Genomic DNA, 18043 nt, shown 5'->3' with positions numbered 1-18043 from the left:
TACTGCCGGGCGACCGGTGACCGGTGCCTCAGTCCAGCTGAAGGCTCACCGGGTACCGGGTCAGCCACTCGTCGAGGCTGAGGATCATCTCCATGCCACGGCGGCCCGCCCCGAACGAGTCGCCCTCGTAACCGCCCGTGGTGAGTTTCCGGACGGCCTCGTCGTCGATCAGCGGGCGCAGCGGCGAGTTCGGGTCGTCCAGCACGGTCCGGGTCTGCGCGCGCAGCATCTCCTCGTAGGCCGGGTCCTGCGTGGAGGGGTAGGGGCTCTTGCGGCGGTTCACCACCGAGGCCGGCAACACGTCGGCGGTGGCCGCCCGCAGCAGGCTCTTCTCCCGGCCGTCGAAGGTCTTCAGCGACCAGGGCGCGTTGTAGACGTACTCGACCAGACGGTGGTCGCAGAACGGCACCCGGACCTCGAGCCCGTGGGCCATGCTCATCCGGTCCTTGCGGTCGAGCAGCAGCTGCACCATGCGGGTCAGGTGCAGGTAGCTGATCTCGCGCATCCGGTGGTCGCCCGGCGACTCGCCGGGCAGGTGGTCGACCTCGCCGAGCGCCTGCCGGTACGCCGCGTCCTGGTAACCGGTCAGGTCGAGGTCCGCGGTCAGGTCCGGGGTGAACAGCGGTAGCTCGGGCCCGGGGGAGAGCGCCCGGATCGCGGCGACCCAGGGGAACGTGTCGGCGGCGATCACGGCCGGGTCGTGGAACCAGCGGTACCCGCCGAACACCTCGTCGGCGGCCTCCCCGGACAGGGCGACCGTCGACCGTTCCCGGACGGCACGGAACAGCAGGTAGAGCGAGGTGTACATGTCGCCCATGGCCGACGGCAGGTCGGCCGCGGTCAGCACCGCGCTGCGGTAGAGCGGGTCCATCAGCGCCGGCGAGTCCAGGACGATGTCGGCGTGGTCGGCGCCGACGTGCCGGGCCACGTCCCGCACGTACGGCGCGTCCGGCGTCGCCCGCATCTCGTCGGCGCGGAAGTTCTCGGTCTGGCCGACGAAGTCCACCGCGAACGAGCGCACCGCCTCCGCGCCGAGCGTCTTCGCGGCCAGCGCGGTGATCGCCGAGGAGTCCAGACCGCCGGAGAGCAGGACACCGACCGGCACGTCGGCGACCAGTTGCCGTTCGACGATGTCGTCGAGCAGACCCCGTACGGTCCGGACGGTCGTCTCCTGGTCGTCGGTGTGTTCCCGGGCGGTCAGCGTCCAGTACCGGCGGGGGTGCAGCCCGGCGTGGTCGACGCGGATCACCTCGCCCGGCAGCACCTCGCGCAGACCCCGGTAGATCCCGTGCCCCGGCGTCTTGGTCATGCTGAGCAGCTCACGCAGGCCGTCGCTGTCGAGCACGACCGGCACCTGCGGATGGGCCAGCACGCCCTTGGGCTCGGAGGCGAAGACCACCCCGTCGGGCAGCCGGTAGTAGTACAGCGGCTTGATCCCCATCCGGTCGCGGACCAGCAGCAGCGCCTGCTCGCGCGGGTCCCACAGGCCGAACGCGTACATCCCGTTGAGCCGGTCGACGAAGGAGGCACCCCACTGCAGGTAGGCCCGGAGCAGCACCTCGGTGTCGCTGGTCGTCCGGAACTCGTGGCCCAGAGTGCGCAGCTCGGCCCGCAGCTCGCGGTAGTTGTAGATCTCGCCGCTGTAGGTGACCACGGCGATCGTCGCGCCGTCGTGCTCGACCGTCATCGGCTGGGCGCCGGTCTCCAGGTCGATCACCGACAGCCGGCGATGACCGAGCCCGGCGTGCTGATCGAGCCAGATGCCCTCGGCGTCGGGGCCGCGCAGACTCATCGTCGCGGTCATGGCCCGCAGGACTGCCCCTTCGTGCCGCAGGTCCCGCCGGTAGCTGATCCAGCCCACGATTCCGCACACAAGCGACCTCCTACGCATCGATCGTCATCTCAGCAGTAGTCGATGCGTGCTGGGCTGGCAACGCTTGGTGACATTACAGACAATCAACGTCAAGGGGCTTGCGCCGGAAACCTTCCGGCGGTTCGGATCAGGACGTCGATCAGGTGGCTTATTCGCATCCGGTCGTGGGCACTCTGTCGACGTGCAGATCACGGTGTGGATTGACCGAGCGGACTGGAACTGTTGTGGCGAGCCGTTCCAGCCGGGTTCTCAGGTGACCTGGGAACTGCGGCGCGACATCGACACGGCCTGGCTGAGCGAGGCTCTGGGCCCCGACGTCGCGGCCGGGGTGGATGCGTTCCAGTATCACCACAGCCACACCGACATGGTGATCGAGCCGGCGAGCGGCACCGTCGCCCGCATCCAGGCAGTTCACTGGAAGACCGATCCGCAGACCGGCACCGTACGGGGTTCGGGTGTGCTCACCGACGTGGCCGACGCCGAACGCGGCGCCGCGAACCGCGGGGAGCTGACGTTCGAGGGCTTCCTGGTCGACCTGGAGGTGTGACGGCCGTTTGCCGCGGTGGTCGCCGGGCAGCCACCTTCCGGTGGGCTCACCGTCCGGCCGGCGCGAGCGCGTATCCCGGCCGGCGCGAGCGTGTCTCCGTCGGGCGGGCCGGCGGCCCCGACCGCCCGATCGAAGAGCCGGTCCTGACCCAGCTCGACCCCCGGATCGGCGAGGGCCGTCGGGTCCGCGGCGGTCTCGATGCCCTCGGCGACCACCGTGGCGCCGACCGCCGCGGCCGGCCCGGCCGGCACCGTCACCCTTTGACGGCCCCGGTGAGACCACCCACGATGCGGCGCTCGAAGAGGCTGAAGAACGCCAGCGCCGGGATCATCGACAGCGACGTGAACGCCAGCACTTTCGCGGTGTCCACCGAGTACTCCGACGAGAACGCCTGCACGCCCAGCGGCAGGGTGAACGAATCCGAGTCGTTGAGGATGAACAGCGGGAGCAGGTAGCTGTTCCAGCTGTTGACGAACGCCAGGATCCCGGTGGTGACCAGGCCGGGCACCGACAGCGGGATCACGATCCGCCAGAAGAACCCGAGCCGGCTGCACCGGTCGATGGCCGCGGCCTCCTCGATCTCCCGGGGGATCGCCCGCAGGAACGGCACCAGGATGATGATCGTCGTGGGCAGCGCGAACGCGATCTGCGGAAGGATCACCCCGGGCAGCGTGTTCACGATTCCCAGGCTCTTGACCAGGATGTAGACCGGGGTGATGGCGACCGTCACCGGGAACATCAGGCCGGCGGCGAACAGGGCGTACATCGCCCCGCGGCCACGGAAGCGGTAGCGGGCCAGGACGTAACTGGCCATCACACCGAGCAGGACCACCGCGAGCGTGGTGGCCACCGCGACGATCGTCGAGTTGCCGGCCTGACGCCAGAAGCTGCTGCCGCCCAGCACGTTCGTGTAGTTGGCGGTCTCCCACGGGTCGGGCAGACCGGCCGGGTCGGTGGTGATCTGCGCGTTGGTCCGGAACCCGCCGATGATGATGTAGACGACCGGCCCGAGCATCACGCCGATCAGTAGCAGGGCCCCGGCGTAGATGCCCGGGTGGCCCCAGCTGTTGTCGTTCCTGCCGGCCATGTCTACCGTCCTCCGGTGAGCGCGCCCTCGGTGTCCCGGCGCAGAACGAAACGCTGGTACAGCAGCGCGATGGCCATCGTGACGACGAAGAGCACCACCGCGACGGCGTTGCCGTAGCCGTAGTTGCCGGCGTTGCGACCCTCGTTGACCAGGTAGGTGACCATCGTCGAGGTGCCGGCGGTCGACGAGACGTACTGGCCCCAGATGATGTAGACCAGGTCGAACAACTGCAGGGACCCGATGATCGACAGGAACGCCCAGATCCGGATGGTCGGCCCGAGCAGCGGCAGCGTGATCCGCCACTGGGTCTGCCAGTAGGACGCGCCGTCGACGGCGGCGGCCTCGGCCAGCTCCTCCGGGATGTTCTGCATGCCGGCCAGGAACAGGATCACCGCGAAGCCGACGTACTTCCAGGTCAGGATCAACATCAGGGTCCAGATGGCGAGTTTCGGGTTCGCCAGCCAGTCCTGCGCCAGACCGCCGAGACCGATCGATCGCAGTACGTCGTTGACCGCCCCGTTGGTCTGCAGCATCAATGCCCACGCGGTCCCGACGATCACTTCGGCGATCACGTACGGGACGAAGATCAGCACCCGGATGACGGATCGTCCCCGGATCTTGCGGTTGAGCAGCAGCGCGAGGAGGACCGCGATCGGCCCCTGGAACACCAGCGACAGCACGAGGATCATGCCGTTGTGCTGGAGCGCTTCCCAGAATGCCGTGTCGTGCAGGATCGTGACGTAGTTGTCGAGGCCGACGAAGTTGGTCGGTGGCCCGAAACCCTTCCACCGGTAGAGGCCGAGGTAGACCGCGATCAGGACCGGGGTGACCACGAAGCCCAGGAAGATCAGGACGGCCGGGCCGGACAGCAGCAGGATCTCCAGGCGTTGCGCCCAGCCGATGCCCCGCCGCCGGGGACGTGCCGGGGGTGGCGGCTGCACGCCACCCCCGTCGCGTACGTGATCGGTGACCACGAGACTGCCGGTCACTCTCAGCCCTTCTTGGCCGCGTCGTTGACGGCCTTGATGATCCCGGCGACGTCACCCTTGCCGGCCAGCAGATTCACCACGCCGACGTTCAACGCGTTGCCGACGTTCTGGCCGTACAGGGTGTCGAGCCACTGGGACACGTACGGCGCCTTGTTGTAGGCGTCGAGAACCGCCTTGAGGTACGGCTCGTTGATGGCGCCCTGGGCCTGCTTGTTGACCGGCAGCGAGTTGAACGCCTTGTAGAACGCCTCCTGCACGTCCTTGGTCACGATGTAGTTCAGGAAGTCGCCGCACTCCTTGGGTGCCTTGGCCGAGCAGGAGTAACCGTCGGCGCCGCCCATCACCGCGGCCGGGTCGCCCTGGCCGCCGGGCACCGCGGGGAACGGGAAGTAGCCCAGGTCGGGCAGCGGTTTGGTGTCCTTGGTGAGGGACGCGATCACACCCGGGTCCCAGGCGCCCATCAGCTCCATGCTCGCCTTGTGGTTGGCGAGCAGCCCGGCCGAACTGCCCGCACCCTGCTGCGCCGGGGTGGTCAGGAAGCCGTCGTTGAACGGTTTGGTGTCGGCGAACGCCTTGAGCTGCTCACCGGCCGTGGTCCAGCACGGGTCGTCGAAGGTCTTGCTCTTCGCGGTGGCGTCGAGAGTGGCCTGGCTGCAGGCGCGCAACGCGAAGAAGTAGAACCAGTGCGCGGCCGGCCACGCGTCCTTCGCACCGAGCGCGATCGGGGTGCCCTTGGCCTTGAGTTTGGTCACCGCGGCGTTGAGGTCGTCCAGGGTGGCCGGTGGCGTGGTGACGCCGGCCGCCTTGAACAGGTCCTGGCTGTACCAGAGGCCGCCGGGCAGAATCGAGACCGGAACCGCGTACGCCTTGCCGTCGACCTGTGCGTTCTTGAGCGCGGCGTCGCCGATCGCCTGCTTGGTCTCGGCGCTGAGGGCGCCGGTGACGTCCTTGAGTTGGCCGGCCTCGACCATCGCGGCCATCTTCCCGCCGCCGCGCTGCAGGAAGATGTCGGGCGCGGAGCCGGAGTTGAGCGCGGTCTGCAGCTTGCCGTCGAGGTCCTCGTTCTGGATCGACTGAATATTGATCTTGACGGTCGGGTGGGCGGCCTGGAAGTCGGCGACCGTCTTCTGCCAGAACGCCTTGCCCGGCCCGGTGGTGGAGTTCTGCCACAGCTCCATCGTGACGTTGCCGCCGGAGCTCGATCCGTCGTCGCCGCCCGAGCAGGCGGTCAGGCCCAGCGTGCTCAGAGCCAGCGCGGCGGCCACGGCGAGGGTCCTCTTGGGTGTCATGAAAGCCGACCTCTCGTGAGCGAAAGTTTCGGGTTTTTATCGGAAGGTGGGCGCTCAAACTATGAAGCAGGTCATAGAGATGTCAAGATATTGACGGGGACGAAACACGGGGGAAAGGGCGGGAAGATCGCCTTGGGTTGAGTGGCACGCGTCCGCTCGATGCCCTGCGCGCTGTCTTCGATAGTTGCGAGATTCGTTCCGAAATTATCGGAGGAAAGGCAACCGATTGACCATCGAAGCTGTCATCAACGTGGACCTCGACGGCCCACGGATCAACCGCCACGTCTACGGGCACTTCGCCGAGCATCTCGGCCGCTGCATCTACGGCGGCTTCTACGTCGGCGACGACCCGGACGTCCCGAACGTGGGCGGTCTCCGTCTGGACGTCGTCGAGGCCCTGCGCGACCTGAACATCCCGAACCTGCGCTGGCCCGGCGGCTGCTTCGCCGACGAGTACCACTGGCGCGACGGCGTCGGGCCGAAGGATCAGCGGCCGGTCATGGTCAACACCCATTGGGGCGGGGTGGAGGAGAACAACCACTTCGGCACCCACGAGTTCCTGGCCCTGTGCGAGATGCTCGGCGCCGAGCCGTACATCAGCGGCAACGTCGGCTCGGGCACGGTGCGCGAGATGAGCGAGTGGGTCGAGTACCTGACCCGGGACGGCGACTCACCGATGGCCCGCCTGCGCCGGGCGAACGGCCGCGAGCAGCCGTGGCGGGTGCGCTTCTGGGGTCTGGGCAACGAGGCGTGGGGCTGCGGCGGCAACATGACCGCCGAGCACTACGCCCAGGAGGCCCGGCGGTACGGCACCTACAGCCGCGACTACGGCGACAACCGGCTGTACAAGATCGCCGCGGGCGCCAACGGCACCGATTACGCCTGGACCGAGACCCTGATGAAGCAGCTCGGCCACCTGGGCTGCCGGCACATTGCCGGCACGGCCTACCACGCCCTGTCGGTGCACTACTACACCGTCACCGGCCCGACGTGGGAGGAGAAGGGCTCGGCCACGGTCTTCGACACCGGGGAGTACTACACGACGATGGTGGCCGCGGCCCGCGTCGAGGAGGTGCTGGCCGGCCACGCCGCGGTGATGGACTGCTACGACCCCACCCGCAGCGTCGGCCTGGTCCTGGACGAGTGGGGCACCTGGTTCGACGTGGCGCGTGGCACCAACCCGGGCTTCCTGTACCAGCAGAACACGCTGCGCGACGCCCTGGTGGCGAGCGTCCACTTCGACGTCTTCCACCGGCACGCCGACCGGCTGGTGATGGCCAACATCGCGCAGACCGTGAACGTGCTGCAAGCCATGATCCTCACCGATCCGGACGCGAAGGCCATGGTGCTGACCCCGACCTACCACGTCTTCCGGATGAACCGCGACCACCAGGACGCGACGTCGCTGCGTGTCGACTTCCGCACCGCGCTGCCGTCCCGCCCGGTCGGCGACGCGACGCTGACGACCGTCTCGGCGTCTGCCAGCCGCAAGGACGGCCGCCTGCTGCTGTCCCTGTCGAACCTGGACGCCACCACCGCCGTCGACATCACGATCGACCTGCGGGGCGGGACGATCGGGACGGCTGACGCGACGATCCTGACGGCGGGCCTGCTGCAGGACCACAACACGCCGCAGGCGCCGTCGACGGTCGTGCCCCGGCCGTACGACCGGGTGTCGGTGACCGGGAGCACGCTGCGAGTGCACCTGCCGCCCCACTCGTTCGTGACGGTGAGCGGCGTGCTCTGATCCCCGCTCAGTCCGTGTGGAAGGCCGCCCGGTCGAAGTCGGCGTAGCCGCCCTCGGCCCCCAGGTCCTGAACCCAGAGGCCGACGAAGGCGCCGGTGAACCCCCACGCCGGGGGCTCGCCGGGGGCGGCCGTCGCGGCGTACTCGTCGGACAGGGTGGTGGCGTCGAACCGGCCGCCGATCTCCTGCCAGTCCGTCCCGGCGGTCCAGGCGAACGTGAGGTCCGGCCCGTCCAGGCGCGCGCGCAGGCCCACCCGGTGGACGTCGCCGAGCGGAACCCGCACGCCCGGGGGCACACTGACCCGCCCGCTGTCGCAGCACAGCACGTCGAGCACCGCCGCGCCGTCGTCGTCGGCGGTCACGTGCAGGTAGTACCAGTTGCGGGTGTTGTAGTAGGCGGTGATGCCGGCCAGCTGCCGGTAGCTGCCCGGCCGGAAGTCGAGGGTCGCCTCGAACGTGCACCTCGGCGCCGTCACCCGGCGGGCCACCAGGCTCGGTCGGCGCCGGGTCATCGGCGACTGCCCGCCGTGGATCCGCAGGTGCGACGGGCGGGCGGACAGGTCGACCCAGTCCGGGGTCGCCGGGCGGCGCAGCGTCGACCAGTTCGGCCCGAGCACCGGCGCGTCGAAGTGATCGTCCTCGGACTGCTCGCTGGAGACCCGCGGCGGCGTCAGGGTCACGCCGGCCGGAGCCGGGACCTGCTCGGCCGGCACGCCGTCCGGAATGCGCGGCCACCCGCCGGCCGGCCAGTCCACTCTCTGCAGAGCGCTTTCGCGGCCCAGCACACAACGATTGCCCTGCTGGTACGGGCGAGCCGCCAGATGCGCGAGGTACCACTCGCCCTGCGGGGTGCGCACCAGACTGCCGTGCCCGGCCTTCTGCAGGGTCAGATCGGGACGGCCCATCGAGGTCAGCATCGGGCCGGCCGGGTCCACCTCGTACTCCCCGAGCAGGTGCCGCGACCGGGCCACGGTCACCTGGTGCTCCCAGCTGGTGCCGCCCTCGGCGGTGACCAGGTAGTACCACCCGTCGTGGCGGTAGATGTTCGGCGCCTCGGTGAGGCCGGCCCCGGTGCCCTCGAAGATGACGTGCTCGGGGCCGACCAGGCGGCGCTCCTCACGGTCGTACCGTTGCAGGGAGATCCCGGCGAAACGGTCGCGTCCGGGACGCCAGTCGGCGCGCATCGACAGCATCCACGTCGTGCCGTCGTCGTTGTGGAACAGCGAGGCGTCGAAGCCGCGGCCGTGCAGGACGACCGGATCCGACCACGGGCCGTTGATGTCGGGCGCGGTGACCAGGTAGTTCTGCGGGTCCCAGTAGCCACCGGCGAACGTGCCGACGTCGGCGTAGAGCAGGTAGAACTGCCCGTCGTACCAGGTCAGGTTCGGCGCCCAGACCCCGCACGAGTCGGCCGTCCCGGTGAGGTCGAGGAGCCGTCGCTCGCCCAGCGCCCCGCCGAGCGGCTCCCACTGGACCAGGTCGGTCGAGTGGTGCAGGCGCACCCCTGGATACCACTCGAAGGTGGACGTCGCGATGTAGTAGTCGGTGCCGACCCGCAGGATCGACGGATCCGGGTGGAAGCCCGGCAGCACCGGGTTGCGGATCACGCCGTCGCCGCTCCCGGCGACTTCGGCGGAGGCGGCAGTGGCCTTGACGATCGTCATGCGGAACCTCCGCTGATCGGTGGCGAGGGATTGGCGGCCGTCCCGGTCCACCATGGCGCGATCGTCACCCGGAAACGGTAACGCTGTCAACAACTTCCGGAATTGAAACGGAAATACCGGGTCGCTCAGAGGCAGACAGAAGCCGGGAGTCCGAGCAGCTAGAGGCCACTCCGACTCCCGGCTCCCATCGCATTCCGTCACTGTTTTTTGGACTTCACGAAAGTCCGCTGACAATGTTTCCGAAACTTACGAAGCCGTGCAAGGGCTCCCGTTGAGCGTGTATCCGGTCGGCGCCCCGGCGTTGCCCGTGTGGGTCGCCTGGAAGCCGGCGGTGACCGTGCTGCCCGGTGCGATAGTGGCGTTGTAGGAGGCGTTGCGGGCGGTCACCGCGCCCGTCGCGGGCGTGTAGGTGGCGTTCCAGCCACCGGTGATCGTCTGCCCGGTGGGCAGCGTGAATCCCAGCGACCAGCCGTTGATCGTGCTGGTGCCGGTGTTGCCGATCGTGAGGTTGACGGTCAGGCCGTTGCTCCAGGCGCTGACCGAGCTGGTCACCGTGCACGCCGCGGTGACCGGCGGGCTGCTCGACGGCGAGACCGGCGTGGACGGCGAGACGGGGGTGGACGGCGAGACCGGTGTGGACGGCGAGGCCGGCGACGACGGCGTGGTGGTGCCGTCCAGGCCCAGGAACGAGATGGCGTACGCGAGTTGCCCCGCCATCGGAAGGGCGTGGCCCACCCCGGCGATGCTGATGCCCTCGACCGTCGCCCGGGTGCCGGTGGCGCCGTACCGGGTGCGGGTCCAGGACGACTGCGGGTGATCGGTGAACGCGGGCGTCTGGCTCAGCCCGTGCAGGTTGGTCCACTGTTTGATCTCCTCGCCGAAGTTCGGGTAGGCGAGGGTGGTGTCGGTCGTGCCGTGCCACAGCTGCATCCGCGGGTAAGCGCCGGTGTATCCGGGATACATCGCCCGGGCCTGGTCACCCCACTGCTGCGCCGACTTGATCAGGTTCCCGCCGGAACAGGTGCTGTTCCAGAGCGAGCCGTTGGTGGTGGCGAAGCAGCCGGCCGGCACCCCGGAGAAGGCCGACGCGGCGGAGAACACGTCCGGGTACTGCGCGGCCAGCACGTTGGTCATCATGGCCCCGGACGAGAAGCCGCTGACCACGATCCGCGCCGGATCCACGTTGTACCGCGCGCGAGCCCAGTCGACCATCGACTTGATCCCGGTGGAGTCGCTGCCACCGTCCCGGCGCAGCCCCTGCGGGCTGGAGACGTCGAAGCACTTCTCGGTACGGGTCGCCTCCGGCAGCACGACGACGAAGCCGTACCGGTCGGCGGCGGTCAGATAGTCCTTACCGTTGCCACCGGCGATCGCCGAGGCCGAGCCGCCGCAGTAGTGCACGAGCACGAGCAGCGCCGGCTTCGCCGCCACCCGGTCGGGCACGTAGGCGTACATCTTCAGGTTCGTCGGGTTGTTCCCGAAGCCGGTCACCTGGCTGAGCGAGGCGGCAGCGGCGGGCCGGGCGAACAGCAGGACCGCGATCCCGATCAGTGGCACCAGCGCCGCGACGAGCGCGGCGCGAAGATGGCGTCTCATGTCTTCCTTCCGTCGTTCAGGCGAGCGTGCAGGCGAGGGTGGGCGTCGACGCGGAACTGCCGTTGGCGAGCAGGCCGAACGTCGTGGCCGCGCCGGGTGCCAGCGCGCCGTTGTAGCTCGCGTTGGTGACCGTGGCGGTACTGCCGCTGGTGGTCAGCGAGCCGTTCCAGACCTGGCTCACGGACTGGCCGGCCGGCAGCGTCCAACTGACCCGCCATCCGGTGGTGGCCGCCGAGCCGCTGTTCGACACGGTGACCTCGGCCTGGAAACCGCCCTGCCAGCTGTTGACCACCCGGTACGCGGCAGCGCACCCGCCGGGCCCGGTCGACGGTGAGACCGAGACGGACGGTGAGACCGAGACCGACGGTGAGACGGAGACCGAAGCCGAAGCCGAGGCCGAGACCGACGCGGACGGTGAGGTCGTCGTCGTGCTGGGCAGCTGCGAGAAGAAGTTCCAGATCTCGCCGCCGACCCAGGTCCGGGCGCCGCTGGTGCTCGTCGAACCGTCCACGGGCTCCGGCGTGTGATCGCCGTCGAACGCGATCCATCGCACCGGATAGCCGGCGCGGCATCCGGTGTACGAGGTGGCGATGTGTGTCAGGCTGCCGCGGGCGGGTTCCGGCGGGTTCTGCGCGGCGCAGCCGTTGTTGCGCACGAACGTGTCGCGCAGCGAGCGGCCCAGCGAGATGTCCAGGACGCTGTCGTGGATGCCGTGAATCCCCAGGTAGGCGACCGGTTGGGTGCCTCCGGAGCAGCCGCTGAGGTTGGCCCCGGAGAGGACCGCGACCGCCCGGAAGACGGCCGGCCGGGCGCACGCCACGGCGTAGCTCATCGCGCCGCCGTAACTCCAGCCGGTCGCGAACACCTGCGAGGTGTCGACGCACAGGTCGCCCTCGATCAGCGCGGTCAGATTGTCCACCAGGGTGAGATCGCGCCCGCCGGTGTTGGCCCAGCCGTTGTCGATGCCCTGCGGCGCGACCAGGATCGCGCTGTTGTTCGAGAGTCCCTGCAATCCGTAGTAACCGGCGCTCGAGACGTTCTGGGCGGTGCCGTTCAACCAGTGAAAGGCAAAGATCAGCTTGTACGGGCGGGTCCGGTCATAGCCGTCCGGAATCCGCAGGATGTAGGTGCGGTTCTGGTTGCCGCTGCTGATGGTGCGGGTGCCGCTGGTCAGCGTCGGGGCCTTGCCGCACCCGGCGGTGGTGGCCGCGGCACCGGTCGGCGCGGCGGAAGCGACGCCACCGAGGACACCGGTGAGCATCGCGGTGGCGATCGCCAGGGCGGCGGCGAGAGCGGTCAGTGGCGCGAGTTTTCGTCGGGACATCGTGGTTCCCTTCCCCGGCGCCGGCCGGTGGCGGCCGGCGCCGGGAGCGGATCGTGGGGGAGAGGATCAGGCCGCGGAGCAGACCGGCGTGGCGGTGGGACCGGTGCCGGTGCCCTGGAAGCCGAACTCGGTGGTGCCGCCGGCCGCGAGCTGTCCGTTGTAGGAGACGTTGCGGAAGCCGACCGTGCCGGTGGTGCCGGTGTTGGTGGCACTCCACGTGCTGGTCACAGCGCTGCCCGAGGGCAAGGCGACGCTGACGTTCCAGCCGCTGAGCGCCGCGGACCCCGCGGTGACCTTGATGGTGGCGACGAACCCGCCGGTCCACGAGTTCAGCGACACCGACGCGCTGCACGCGCCACCGGGCTGCGGCGACGTGCTGGTGCTCGGGGAGGGCGACGACGGGGACGGCGACGGCGACGACGGCGACGGCGACGTGGTGGTGCCGCCGGCGTTGAGGGCGTTGAGCACCGAGGTGTACGCGGCCTTCTTGTTGCCGGAGTTGTCGAACAGCAGCGGGTTCTCCCCGGTGCGCCACGAGTCGCTGTCGCGGATGCCCCACACCGTGATGCCGGTGCACCGGGACACGGCCATGCAGGCGCGGGTCACGCTCGCGTAGATGCCGGCCTGGTTGCCGCCCTGCGCGACGTCGAGCTCGGTGATCTGCACGTCGACGCCGAGGTCGGCGAAGCGCTGCAGGTTGGCCTGGTAGTCGCCGGGGATGCTGGTGCCCAGGTGGGACTGGAAGCCGACGCAGTCGATCGGCACACCGCGGGACTTGAAGTCCTTGACCATGTTGTAGACGCCGGTCGACTTCGCGTTGACCCCGTCGGTGTTGTAGTCGTTGTAGCAGAGCTTGGCGTTCGGGTCGGCGGCGCGGGCTGCCTTGAACGCGGCCTCGATCCAGTCGTTGCCGGTGCGCTGCAGGTTGGAGTCACGCCGGGCGCCGCTGCCGCCGTCGGCGAACGCCTCGTTCACCACGTCCCAGGCGTAGATCTTGCCCTTGTAGTGGGTCGCGACCTGGGTGACGTGGTTCATCATGGCGCTGCGCAGCGCCGAGCCGGACATGGACTGGGCCCATCCCGGCTCCTGCTGGTACCAGAGCAGGGCGTGGCCGCGGACCTTGGCGCCCATGGAGATGCCCTGGTTGAGGATGCGGTCGCCGTTGGTGTAGGTGAACCGGCCCTGGGAGGGCTCGGTGGCGTCCCACTTCATCTCGTTCTCGGGCGTGACCGCGTTGAACTCGCGGTTCAGGATGCCGGTGTACGTGCCGTCGCCGAGCTTGCCGGCGGCGATCGCCGCACCGAAGTAGCGGCCGGTCTGTGCGGCCGAGGCGCCGAGTGTGCTGGCGGCCTCGGCCGAGCCGATCACGGCGACGCTGGCCGCGACGGCCACGGCGGCTGCGGCCGAGGCCAGCAGCAGGGAGCGGCTTCTCTTGAGGATTGGCATGGTGGGGAAACCTTTCGGGGGCAAGGTTTGGGAGCGTTCCCAGTGATGGTGGCCAATGTTGCCAGCGGGTTTCGCGGAAAGGCAAACACGACCATCGGCCCGCGATCGACATAACAGTTCCTGCGGGACGGGTCCTGCGCCAGGGCGGAAATTCGTCGCGGCGGAAGTGTTATGCCGAGGGCCCCGAGCGGGTCGCTCAAAGACCGTCTTGAATGTCAGGAAACATCCTGGCAATCTTCCAAGTCAAGCTGTTAGCGCTCCCATCCCTGATCTTTTCCCCGCCTGAAACGGCGTGTGAGCGATAACAGCGCATCCCCCGGTTCCACCAGAAGTCAGGGAGGCGCATCGCCATGCCCAGAAGAAGACGGTGGTTGTTCGCCACACTCCTCGCCACACTCCTCGCCGCCGCCGGTGTCATGATTCAGCCCGGTGCGGCGCTCGCCGAGTCCAACGGCGGAACCCGCGTCATGCCGCTCGGCGATTCGATCACCGAAGGCACGCAGGTGCCCGGCGGGTATCGGATCGGCCTGTGGCAGCGCATGGCCGGCGCCGGTTACCGCGTCGATCTGGTCGGATCGCAGTTCAACGGGCCGGCCGCGCTCGGCGACCACGACCACGAGGGCCACCCCGGTTGGCGGATCGATCAGATCGACGCCAACCTCAGCGGCTGGCTGGGAGCCACCACCCCGCGCACGATCCTGCTGCACATCGGCACCAACGACATCCTGCAGAACTACAACGTGAGCGGCGCCCCGAGCCGGCTGTCCACCCTTCTCGACCACATCAAGGCGGCCGTGCCGTCGGCCGACGTCTTCGTGGCCACGCTCATCCCGCTGGCCAATTCCGGTCAGGAGGCCGCGGCCCGGACCTTCAACGCGGCCCTGCCCGGCATCGTGAGCGGCAAGGGCTCCCGGTTCCACCTCGTCGACATGCACGCCGCGCTCACCACCGGCGACCTGACCGACGGCATCCACCCGACGGCCGGCGGCTACGACAAGATGGCCGCGACCTGGTACTCGGCGCTGCGCTCGGTGCCGGGCACGATCGGTGACCCGGCCACCGGCACCGGCACCGCGCTGGTCGGCACCGGGTCCGGCCGCTGCCTGGACGTGCCGGGCAGCAGCACCACCAACGGCGTCCAGCCGATCATCTGGGACTGCAGTGGCGCGGCCAACCAGCAGTGGGCCTACGGCGGGTCGACCCTGCGGTCGCTGGGCAAGTGCCTGGACTCGCCGACCGGGGCGACCGCCGGCAGCAAGGCCCAGCTGTGGGACTGCAGCGGCGCCGCCAACCAGCAGTGGACGTTCACGTCGGGGTCCACGATCCGCAACGTGCAGTCGGGTCTGTGCCTGGACGTCACCGGGAAAGCCACCGCCAACGGCACCGCCGTCGGGCTCTGGACCTGCACCAATGCCACCAACCAGCTCTGGACGAGGCGATGAACATGAAGCTGCGAAATCTGCTCGCTGCGGGATTGCTGCTGCTCGGCGGCGCCGTGGCCGCGCTGCCGGGCACGCCGGCCCAGGCCCTCGACAACGGGGTCGCGCGGACCCCGCCGATGGGCTGGAACAGCTGGAACACCTTCGGCTGCAACATCAGCGAGAGCCTGATCCGCGGCATGGCCGACGCGATGGTCAGCAGCGGCATGCGCGATCTCGGCTACCAGTACGTCGTCGTCGACGACTGCTGGTTCAACCCGAACCGTGACTCCGCCGGCAACCTGCAGGGCGACCCGACCCGGTTCCCGAGCGGCATGAAGGCGCTCGGCGACTACCTGCACGGCAAGGGCCTGAAGTTCGGTATCTACCAGGGCCCGCTGGACAAGACGTGCGCGCAGTACTTCAACAGTTACCCCGGCGCCACCGGCAGCCTGAACCACGAGGCACAGGACGCCCGGCAGTTCGCCGCCTGGGGCGTCGACTACCTCAAGTACGACTGGTGCTCGCCGACCGGCACGATCAACGACCAGGTCACCACGTTCGCCAAGATGCGCGACGCGCTCGCCGCCACCGGCCGGCCGATCCTGTACAGCATCAACTCGAACAGCGTCCACTCCAAGACCGGTCCGCAGCGTAACTGGGGCGACGTCGCCAACATCTGGCGCACCACCGAGGACATCCAGGACATGTGGGACAGCGGCCAGACCAACGGCTATCCCATGGGGGTGAAGAACATCGTCGACGTGACCGTGCCGCTGGCCGGTTACGCCCGGCCCGGAGCCTTCAACGACCCGGACATGATGGAGGTCGGCCGCGGTGGACTGACCGACACCGAGCAGCGCAGCCACTTCGCGCTCTGGGCGATGATGGCCTCCCCGCTGATCGCCGGCAACGACCTGCGCTCGATGAGCACGGCCACCCAGACCATCCTGAAGAACTCCCGGCTGATCGCGATCAACCAGGACACGCTCGGCCTGCAGGCGACCCAGGTCTCGTTCGACGGCACACGTCGCGTACTGGCGAAGCGGCTCTCCAACGGTGACGTCGCGGTCGCCCTCTTCAACCAGGGCGGCTCGACCACGACGATCTCCACGACCGCCGCGGCGGTCGGCAAGTCCGGCACGTCGTTCACGCTGCAGGACGCGTGGAGCGGCGCGACGACGAGCAGCACCGGAGCGATCAGCGCGAGCGTCCCCGCGCACGGCACGGTCGTCTACCGGGTCAGCGGCGGGACGACCACCACTCCGCCGCCGAGCAACACGCTGGTCAGCGCCTCCTCCGGGCGGTGCCTCGACGTACCCGGCGGAAATACGGCCAACGGGACGCAGCCGGTCATCTGGGACTGCAACGGCGGCACCAACCAGCGCTGGACGGTCAGTGGCCAGAGCCTTCAGGCGCTCGGCAAGTGCCTGGACGCGCCGACCGGCGCCACCGCCGGGGCCAAGGTTCAGCTCTGGGACTGCAACGGGCAGACCAACCAGCAATGGACGCTCCAGTCGGACGGCACGATCCGCGGCACCGCCTCCGGGCTCTGCCTCGACGTGGACCACAACCTGACCGCCAACGGCACGCTCGTCCTGCTCTGGACCTGCACCGCCGCCACCAACCAGCGATGGAGCCGGGCCTGATGTCGAGAAGATCGCTGATCGGCGCTCTCTGCGCGGCCGTGATGGTGCTGGTCACCGCCGCCCTGCCGGTCGCCGCGCACGCCGACAACCCGATCGTGCAGACGATCTACACCGCGGACCCGGCGCCGCTGGTCTACAACGGCCGGGTCTACCTCTACACCGGGCACGACGAGGACAACTCCACCTACTTCACGATGAAGGAATGGCGGGTCTACTCGTCGGCCGACATGGTCAACTGGACCGACCACGGATCCCCCATGAGCCTGGCCACGTTCAGCTGGGCGAAATCGGACGCCTGGGCCGGCCAAGTCGTCGCCCGCAACGGCAAGTTCTATTGGTACGTGCCGGTCACCGACCGCGCGACCGGGCGGATGGCGATCGGCGTGGGCGTGGCGACCAGCCCGACCGGGCCGTTCACCGACGCGCTCGGGCACCCGCTCGCCGAGAACGGGGAGATCGACCCGACGGTCTTCATCGATGACGACGGTCAGGCCTACCTCTACTGGGGAAACCCCAACCTGTGGTACGTGCGCCTGAACGCCGACATGATCAGCTACAGCGGCGGAGTCAACCAGATCCCGCTGACCACGTCCGGGTTCGGCACCCGGACCGGCAACACGAGCCGGCCCACGCTGTACGAAGAGGGCCCCTGGGTCTACAAGCGCAACGGCCTCTACTACAACGTGTTCGCGGCCAAGTGCTGCTCGGAGTTCATCGGCTATTCCACCGCACCCGGGCCGACCGGGCCGTGGACCTATCGGGGAACCGTGATGCCGACCCAGGGAAGCAGTTTCACGAATCATCCGGGCGTCATCGACTTCAACGGCAGCTCGTATTTCTTCTACCACAACGGGGCGCTTCCGGGCGGTGGAGGATACACCCGTTCGGTCGCTGTGGAGAGGTTCAATTACAACGCCGACGGCACCATTCCGACGATCAATATGAGTACTGCCGGAGCGCCGCAGAACGGGACGCTCGATCCGTACGTGCGGCAGGAGGCGGAGACCATCGCCTGGAGTTCCGGGGTGGAGACGGAACGGGCGAGCGAGGGCGGCATGAACGTCGGCTACCTCGAGAACGGTGACTACGTCAAGGTCAAGGGCGTCGCGTTCGGTTCGGGGGCGACCTCGTTCTCGGCCCGGGTCGCCTCCGCCGCGGCGGGCGGGCGGATCGAACTGCGGCTGGGTAACGTCAACGGCGCTCTTGCCGGCACCTGCACCGCGCCGGCGACGGGCGGCTGGCAGACCTGGACCACCGTCACGTGCCCGGTCAGCGGCGCCACCGGCACTCAGGACCTCTACCTGCGGTTCACCGGCGGCAGCGGCTATCTGTTCAACGTGGACTGGTGGCGGTTCGCCCACGCGTAGGTGTAGTAGGGCAGGATCATAGGCAACTCACAGGTAGGTCGTGTGCCG

General features: G+C 69.0%; 13 protein-coding genes. 5 read left to right on the top strand and 8 right to left on the bottom strand.

Translation table 11 applies throughout. The features are described 5' to 3' along the window. Nucleotides 1–28 precede the first annotated feature (28 nt). Entirely contained in the window at nucleotides 29–1873 is a 1845-nt protein-coding gene (gene asnB / locus ACH442_RS26840) for an asparagine synthase (glutamine-hydrolyzing) (protein WP_396340872.1), read from the bottom strand. A 181-nt stretch (nucleotides 1874–2054) separates the two neighbouring features. Between asnB and ACH442_RS26835 the strand changes: the two genes are divergently transcribed. After that, on the top strand, nucleotides 2055–2420 hold the full coding sequence (locus tag ACH442_RS26835; protein ID WP_396340871.1) for a DUF6578 domain-containing protein: 366 nt from the start codon (nucleotides 2055–2057) through the stop codon (nucleotides 2418–2420). 253 nt (nucleotides 2421–2673) lie between these two features. Here the strand turns inward: ACH442_RS26835 and ACH442_RS26830 are convergent, their stop codons facing one another. From ACH442_RS26830 to ACH442_RS26820, 3 genes are read right to left on the bottom strand one after another with little or no spacing between them, the layout of a single operon-like run. Beyond that, nucleotides 2674–3507 carry a carbohydrate ABC transporter permease gene (locus tag ACH442_RS26830; protein ID WP_396340870.1) on the bottom strand — a complete coding sequence of 278 codons (834 nt, stop codon included), beginning with the start codon at nucleotides 3505–3507 and terminating at the stop codon, nucleotides 2674–2676. A 2-nt stretch (nucleotides 3508–3509) separates the two neighbouring features. Further along, on the bottom strand, nucleotides 3510–4481 hold the full coding sequence (locus ACH442_RS26825; RefSeq protein WP_396341022.1) for a carbohydrate ABC transporter permease: 972 nt from the start codon (nucleotides 4479–4481) through the stop codon (nucleotides 3510–3512). 17 nt (nucleotides 4482–4498) lie between these two features. After that, a complete protein-coding gene (locus ACH442_RS26820; protein WP_396340869.1) occupies nucleotides 4499–5785 on the bottom strand; it encodes an ABC transporter substrate-binding protein in 1287 nt (428 codons plus the stop codon). 226 nt (nucleotides 5786–6011) lie between these two features. On the opposite strand from ACH442_RS26820, the gene ACH442_RS26815 reads away from it, so the two are divergent. Then, nucleotides 6012–7532, top strand: coding sequence for an alpha-N-arabinofuranosidase (locus ACH442_RS26815; protein WP_396340868.1), 1521 nt, complete (start codon nucleotides 6012–6014; stop codon nucleotides 7530–7532). 7 nt (nucleotides 7533–7539) lie between these two features. Here ACH442_RS26815 and ACH442_RS26810 read toward each other — a convergent pair whose 3' ends face one another. The 4 genes from ACH442_RS26810 to ACH442_RS26795 form a co-directional block, all read right to left on the bottom strand. Next, nucleotides 7540–9195, bottom strand: coding sequence for a glycoside hydrolase family 43 protein (locus ACH442_RS26810; protein WP_396340867.1), 1656 nt, complete (start codon nucleotides 9193–9195; stop codon nucleotides 7540–7542). Nucleotides 9196–9441: 246 nt separating this feature from the next. After that, entirely contained in the window at nucleotides 9442–10791 is a 1350-nt protein-coding gene (locus ACH442_RS26805) for a PHB depolymerase family esterase (RefSeq protein ID WP_396340866.1), read from the bottom strand. A 16-nt stretch (nucleotides 10792–10807) separates the two neighbouring features. After that, entirely contained in the window at nucleotides 10808–12115 is a 1308-nt protein-coding gene (locus ACH442_RS26800) for a cellulose binding domain-containing protein (protein ID WP_396340865.1), read from the bottom strand. A 66-nt stretch (nucleotides 12116–12181) separates the two neighbouring features. Next, on the bottom strand, nucleotides 12182–13561 hold the full coding sequence (locus tag ACH442_RS26795) for an endo-1,4-beta-xylanase (protein WP_396340864.1): 1380 nt from the start codon (nucleotides 13559–13561) through the stop codon (nucleotides 12182–12184). A 350-nt stretch (nucleotides 13562–13911) separates the two neighbouring features. Between ACH442_RS26795 and ACH442_RS26790 the strand changes: the two genes are divergently transcribed. Genes ACH442_RS26790 through ACH442_RS26780 form a run of 3 tightly spaced genes read left to right on the top strand, consistent with a single transcriptional unit; the run spans nucleotide 13912 to nucleotide 17995 of the window. Beyond that, on the top strand, nucleotides 13912–15003 hold the full coding sequence (locus ACH442_RS26790; RefSeq protein WP_396340863.1) for an RICIN domain-containing protein: 1092 nt from the start codon (nucleotides 13912–13914) through the stop codon (nucleotides 15001–15003). Nucleotides 15004–15005: 2 nt separating this feature from the next. Then, nucleotides 15006–16628: a glycoside hydrolase family 27 protein gene (locus ACH442_RS26785; protein WP_396340862.1), complete on the top strand. Its 1623-nt coding sequence runs from the start codon at nucleotides 15006–15008 to the stop codon at nucleotides 16626–16628. Then, nucleotides 16628–17995, top strand: a complete 1368-nt coding sequence (locus ACH442_RS26780) for a glycoside hydrolase family 43 protein (protein WP_396340861.1) — start codon at nucleotides 16628–16630, stop codon at nucleotides 17993–17995. The genes ACH442_RS26785 and ACH442_RS26780 overlap by 1 nt, the downstream gene beginning before the upstream one ends. Nucleotides 17996–18043: the final 48 nt, after the last annotated feature.

The sequence above is a fragment of the Actinoplanes sp. NPDC020271 genome (assembly GCF_044388125.1).
Taxonomy (GTDB): domain Bacteria; phylum Actinomycetota; class Actinomycetes; order Mycobacteriales; family Micromonosporaceae; genus Actinoplanes.
Note: the sequence above shows the minus strand (reverse complement) of the source record. Positions and strands in the feature narration are given on the sequence as shown.

Bases quoted from the DNA above. Each gene is read 5' to 3' on its own strand.
- ACH442_RS26830 (WP_396340870.1), bottom strand. From the start codon at position 3,507: ATGGCCGGCAGGAACGACAACAGCTGGGGCCACCCGGGCATCTACGCC.
- ACH442_RS26820 (WP_396340869.1), bottom strand. From the start codon at position 5,785: ATGACACCCAAGAGGACCCTCGCCGTGGCCGCCGCGCTGGCTCTGAGC.
- ACH442_RS26810 (WP_396340867.1), bottom strand. From the start codon at position 9,195: ATGACGATCGTCAAGGCCACTGCCGCCTCCGCCGAAGTCGCCGGGAGC.
- ACH442_RS26805 (WP_396340866.1), bottom strand. From the start codon at position 10,791: ATGAGACGCCATCTTCGCGCCGCGCTCGTCGCGGCGCTGGTGCCACTG.
- ACH442_RS26800 (WP_396340865.1), bottom strand. From the start codon at position 12,115: ATGTCCCGACGAAAACTCGCGCCACTGACCGCTCTCGCCGCCGCCCTG.
- ACH442_RS26795 (WP_396340864.1), bottom strand. From the start codon at position 13,561: ATGCCAATCCTCAAGAGAAGCCGCTCCCTGCTGCTGGCCTCGGCCGCA.
- ACH442_RS26790 (WP_396340863.1), top strand. From the start codon at position 13,912: ATGCCCAGAAGAAGACGGTGGTTGTTCGCCACACTCCTCGCCACACTC.
- ACH442_RS26785 (WP_396340862.1), top strand. From the start codon at position 15,006: ATGAAGCTGCGAAATCTGCTCGCTGCGGGATTGCTGCTGCTCGGCGGC.
- ACH442_RS26780 (WP_396340861.1), top strand. From the start codon at position 16,628: ATGTCGAGAAGATCGCTGATCGGCGCTCTCTGCGCGGCCGTGATGGTG.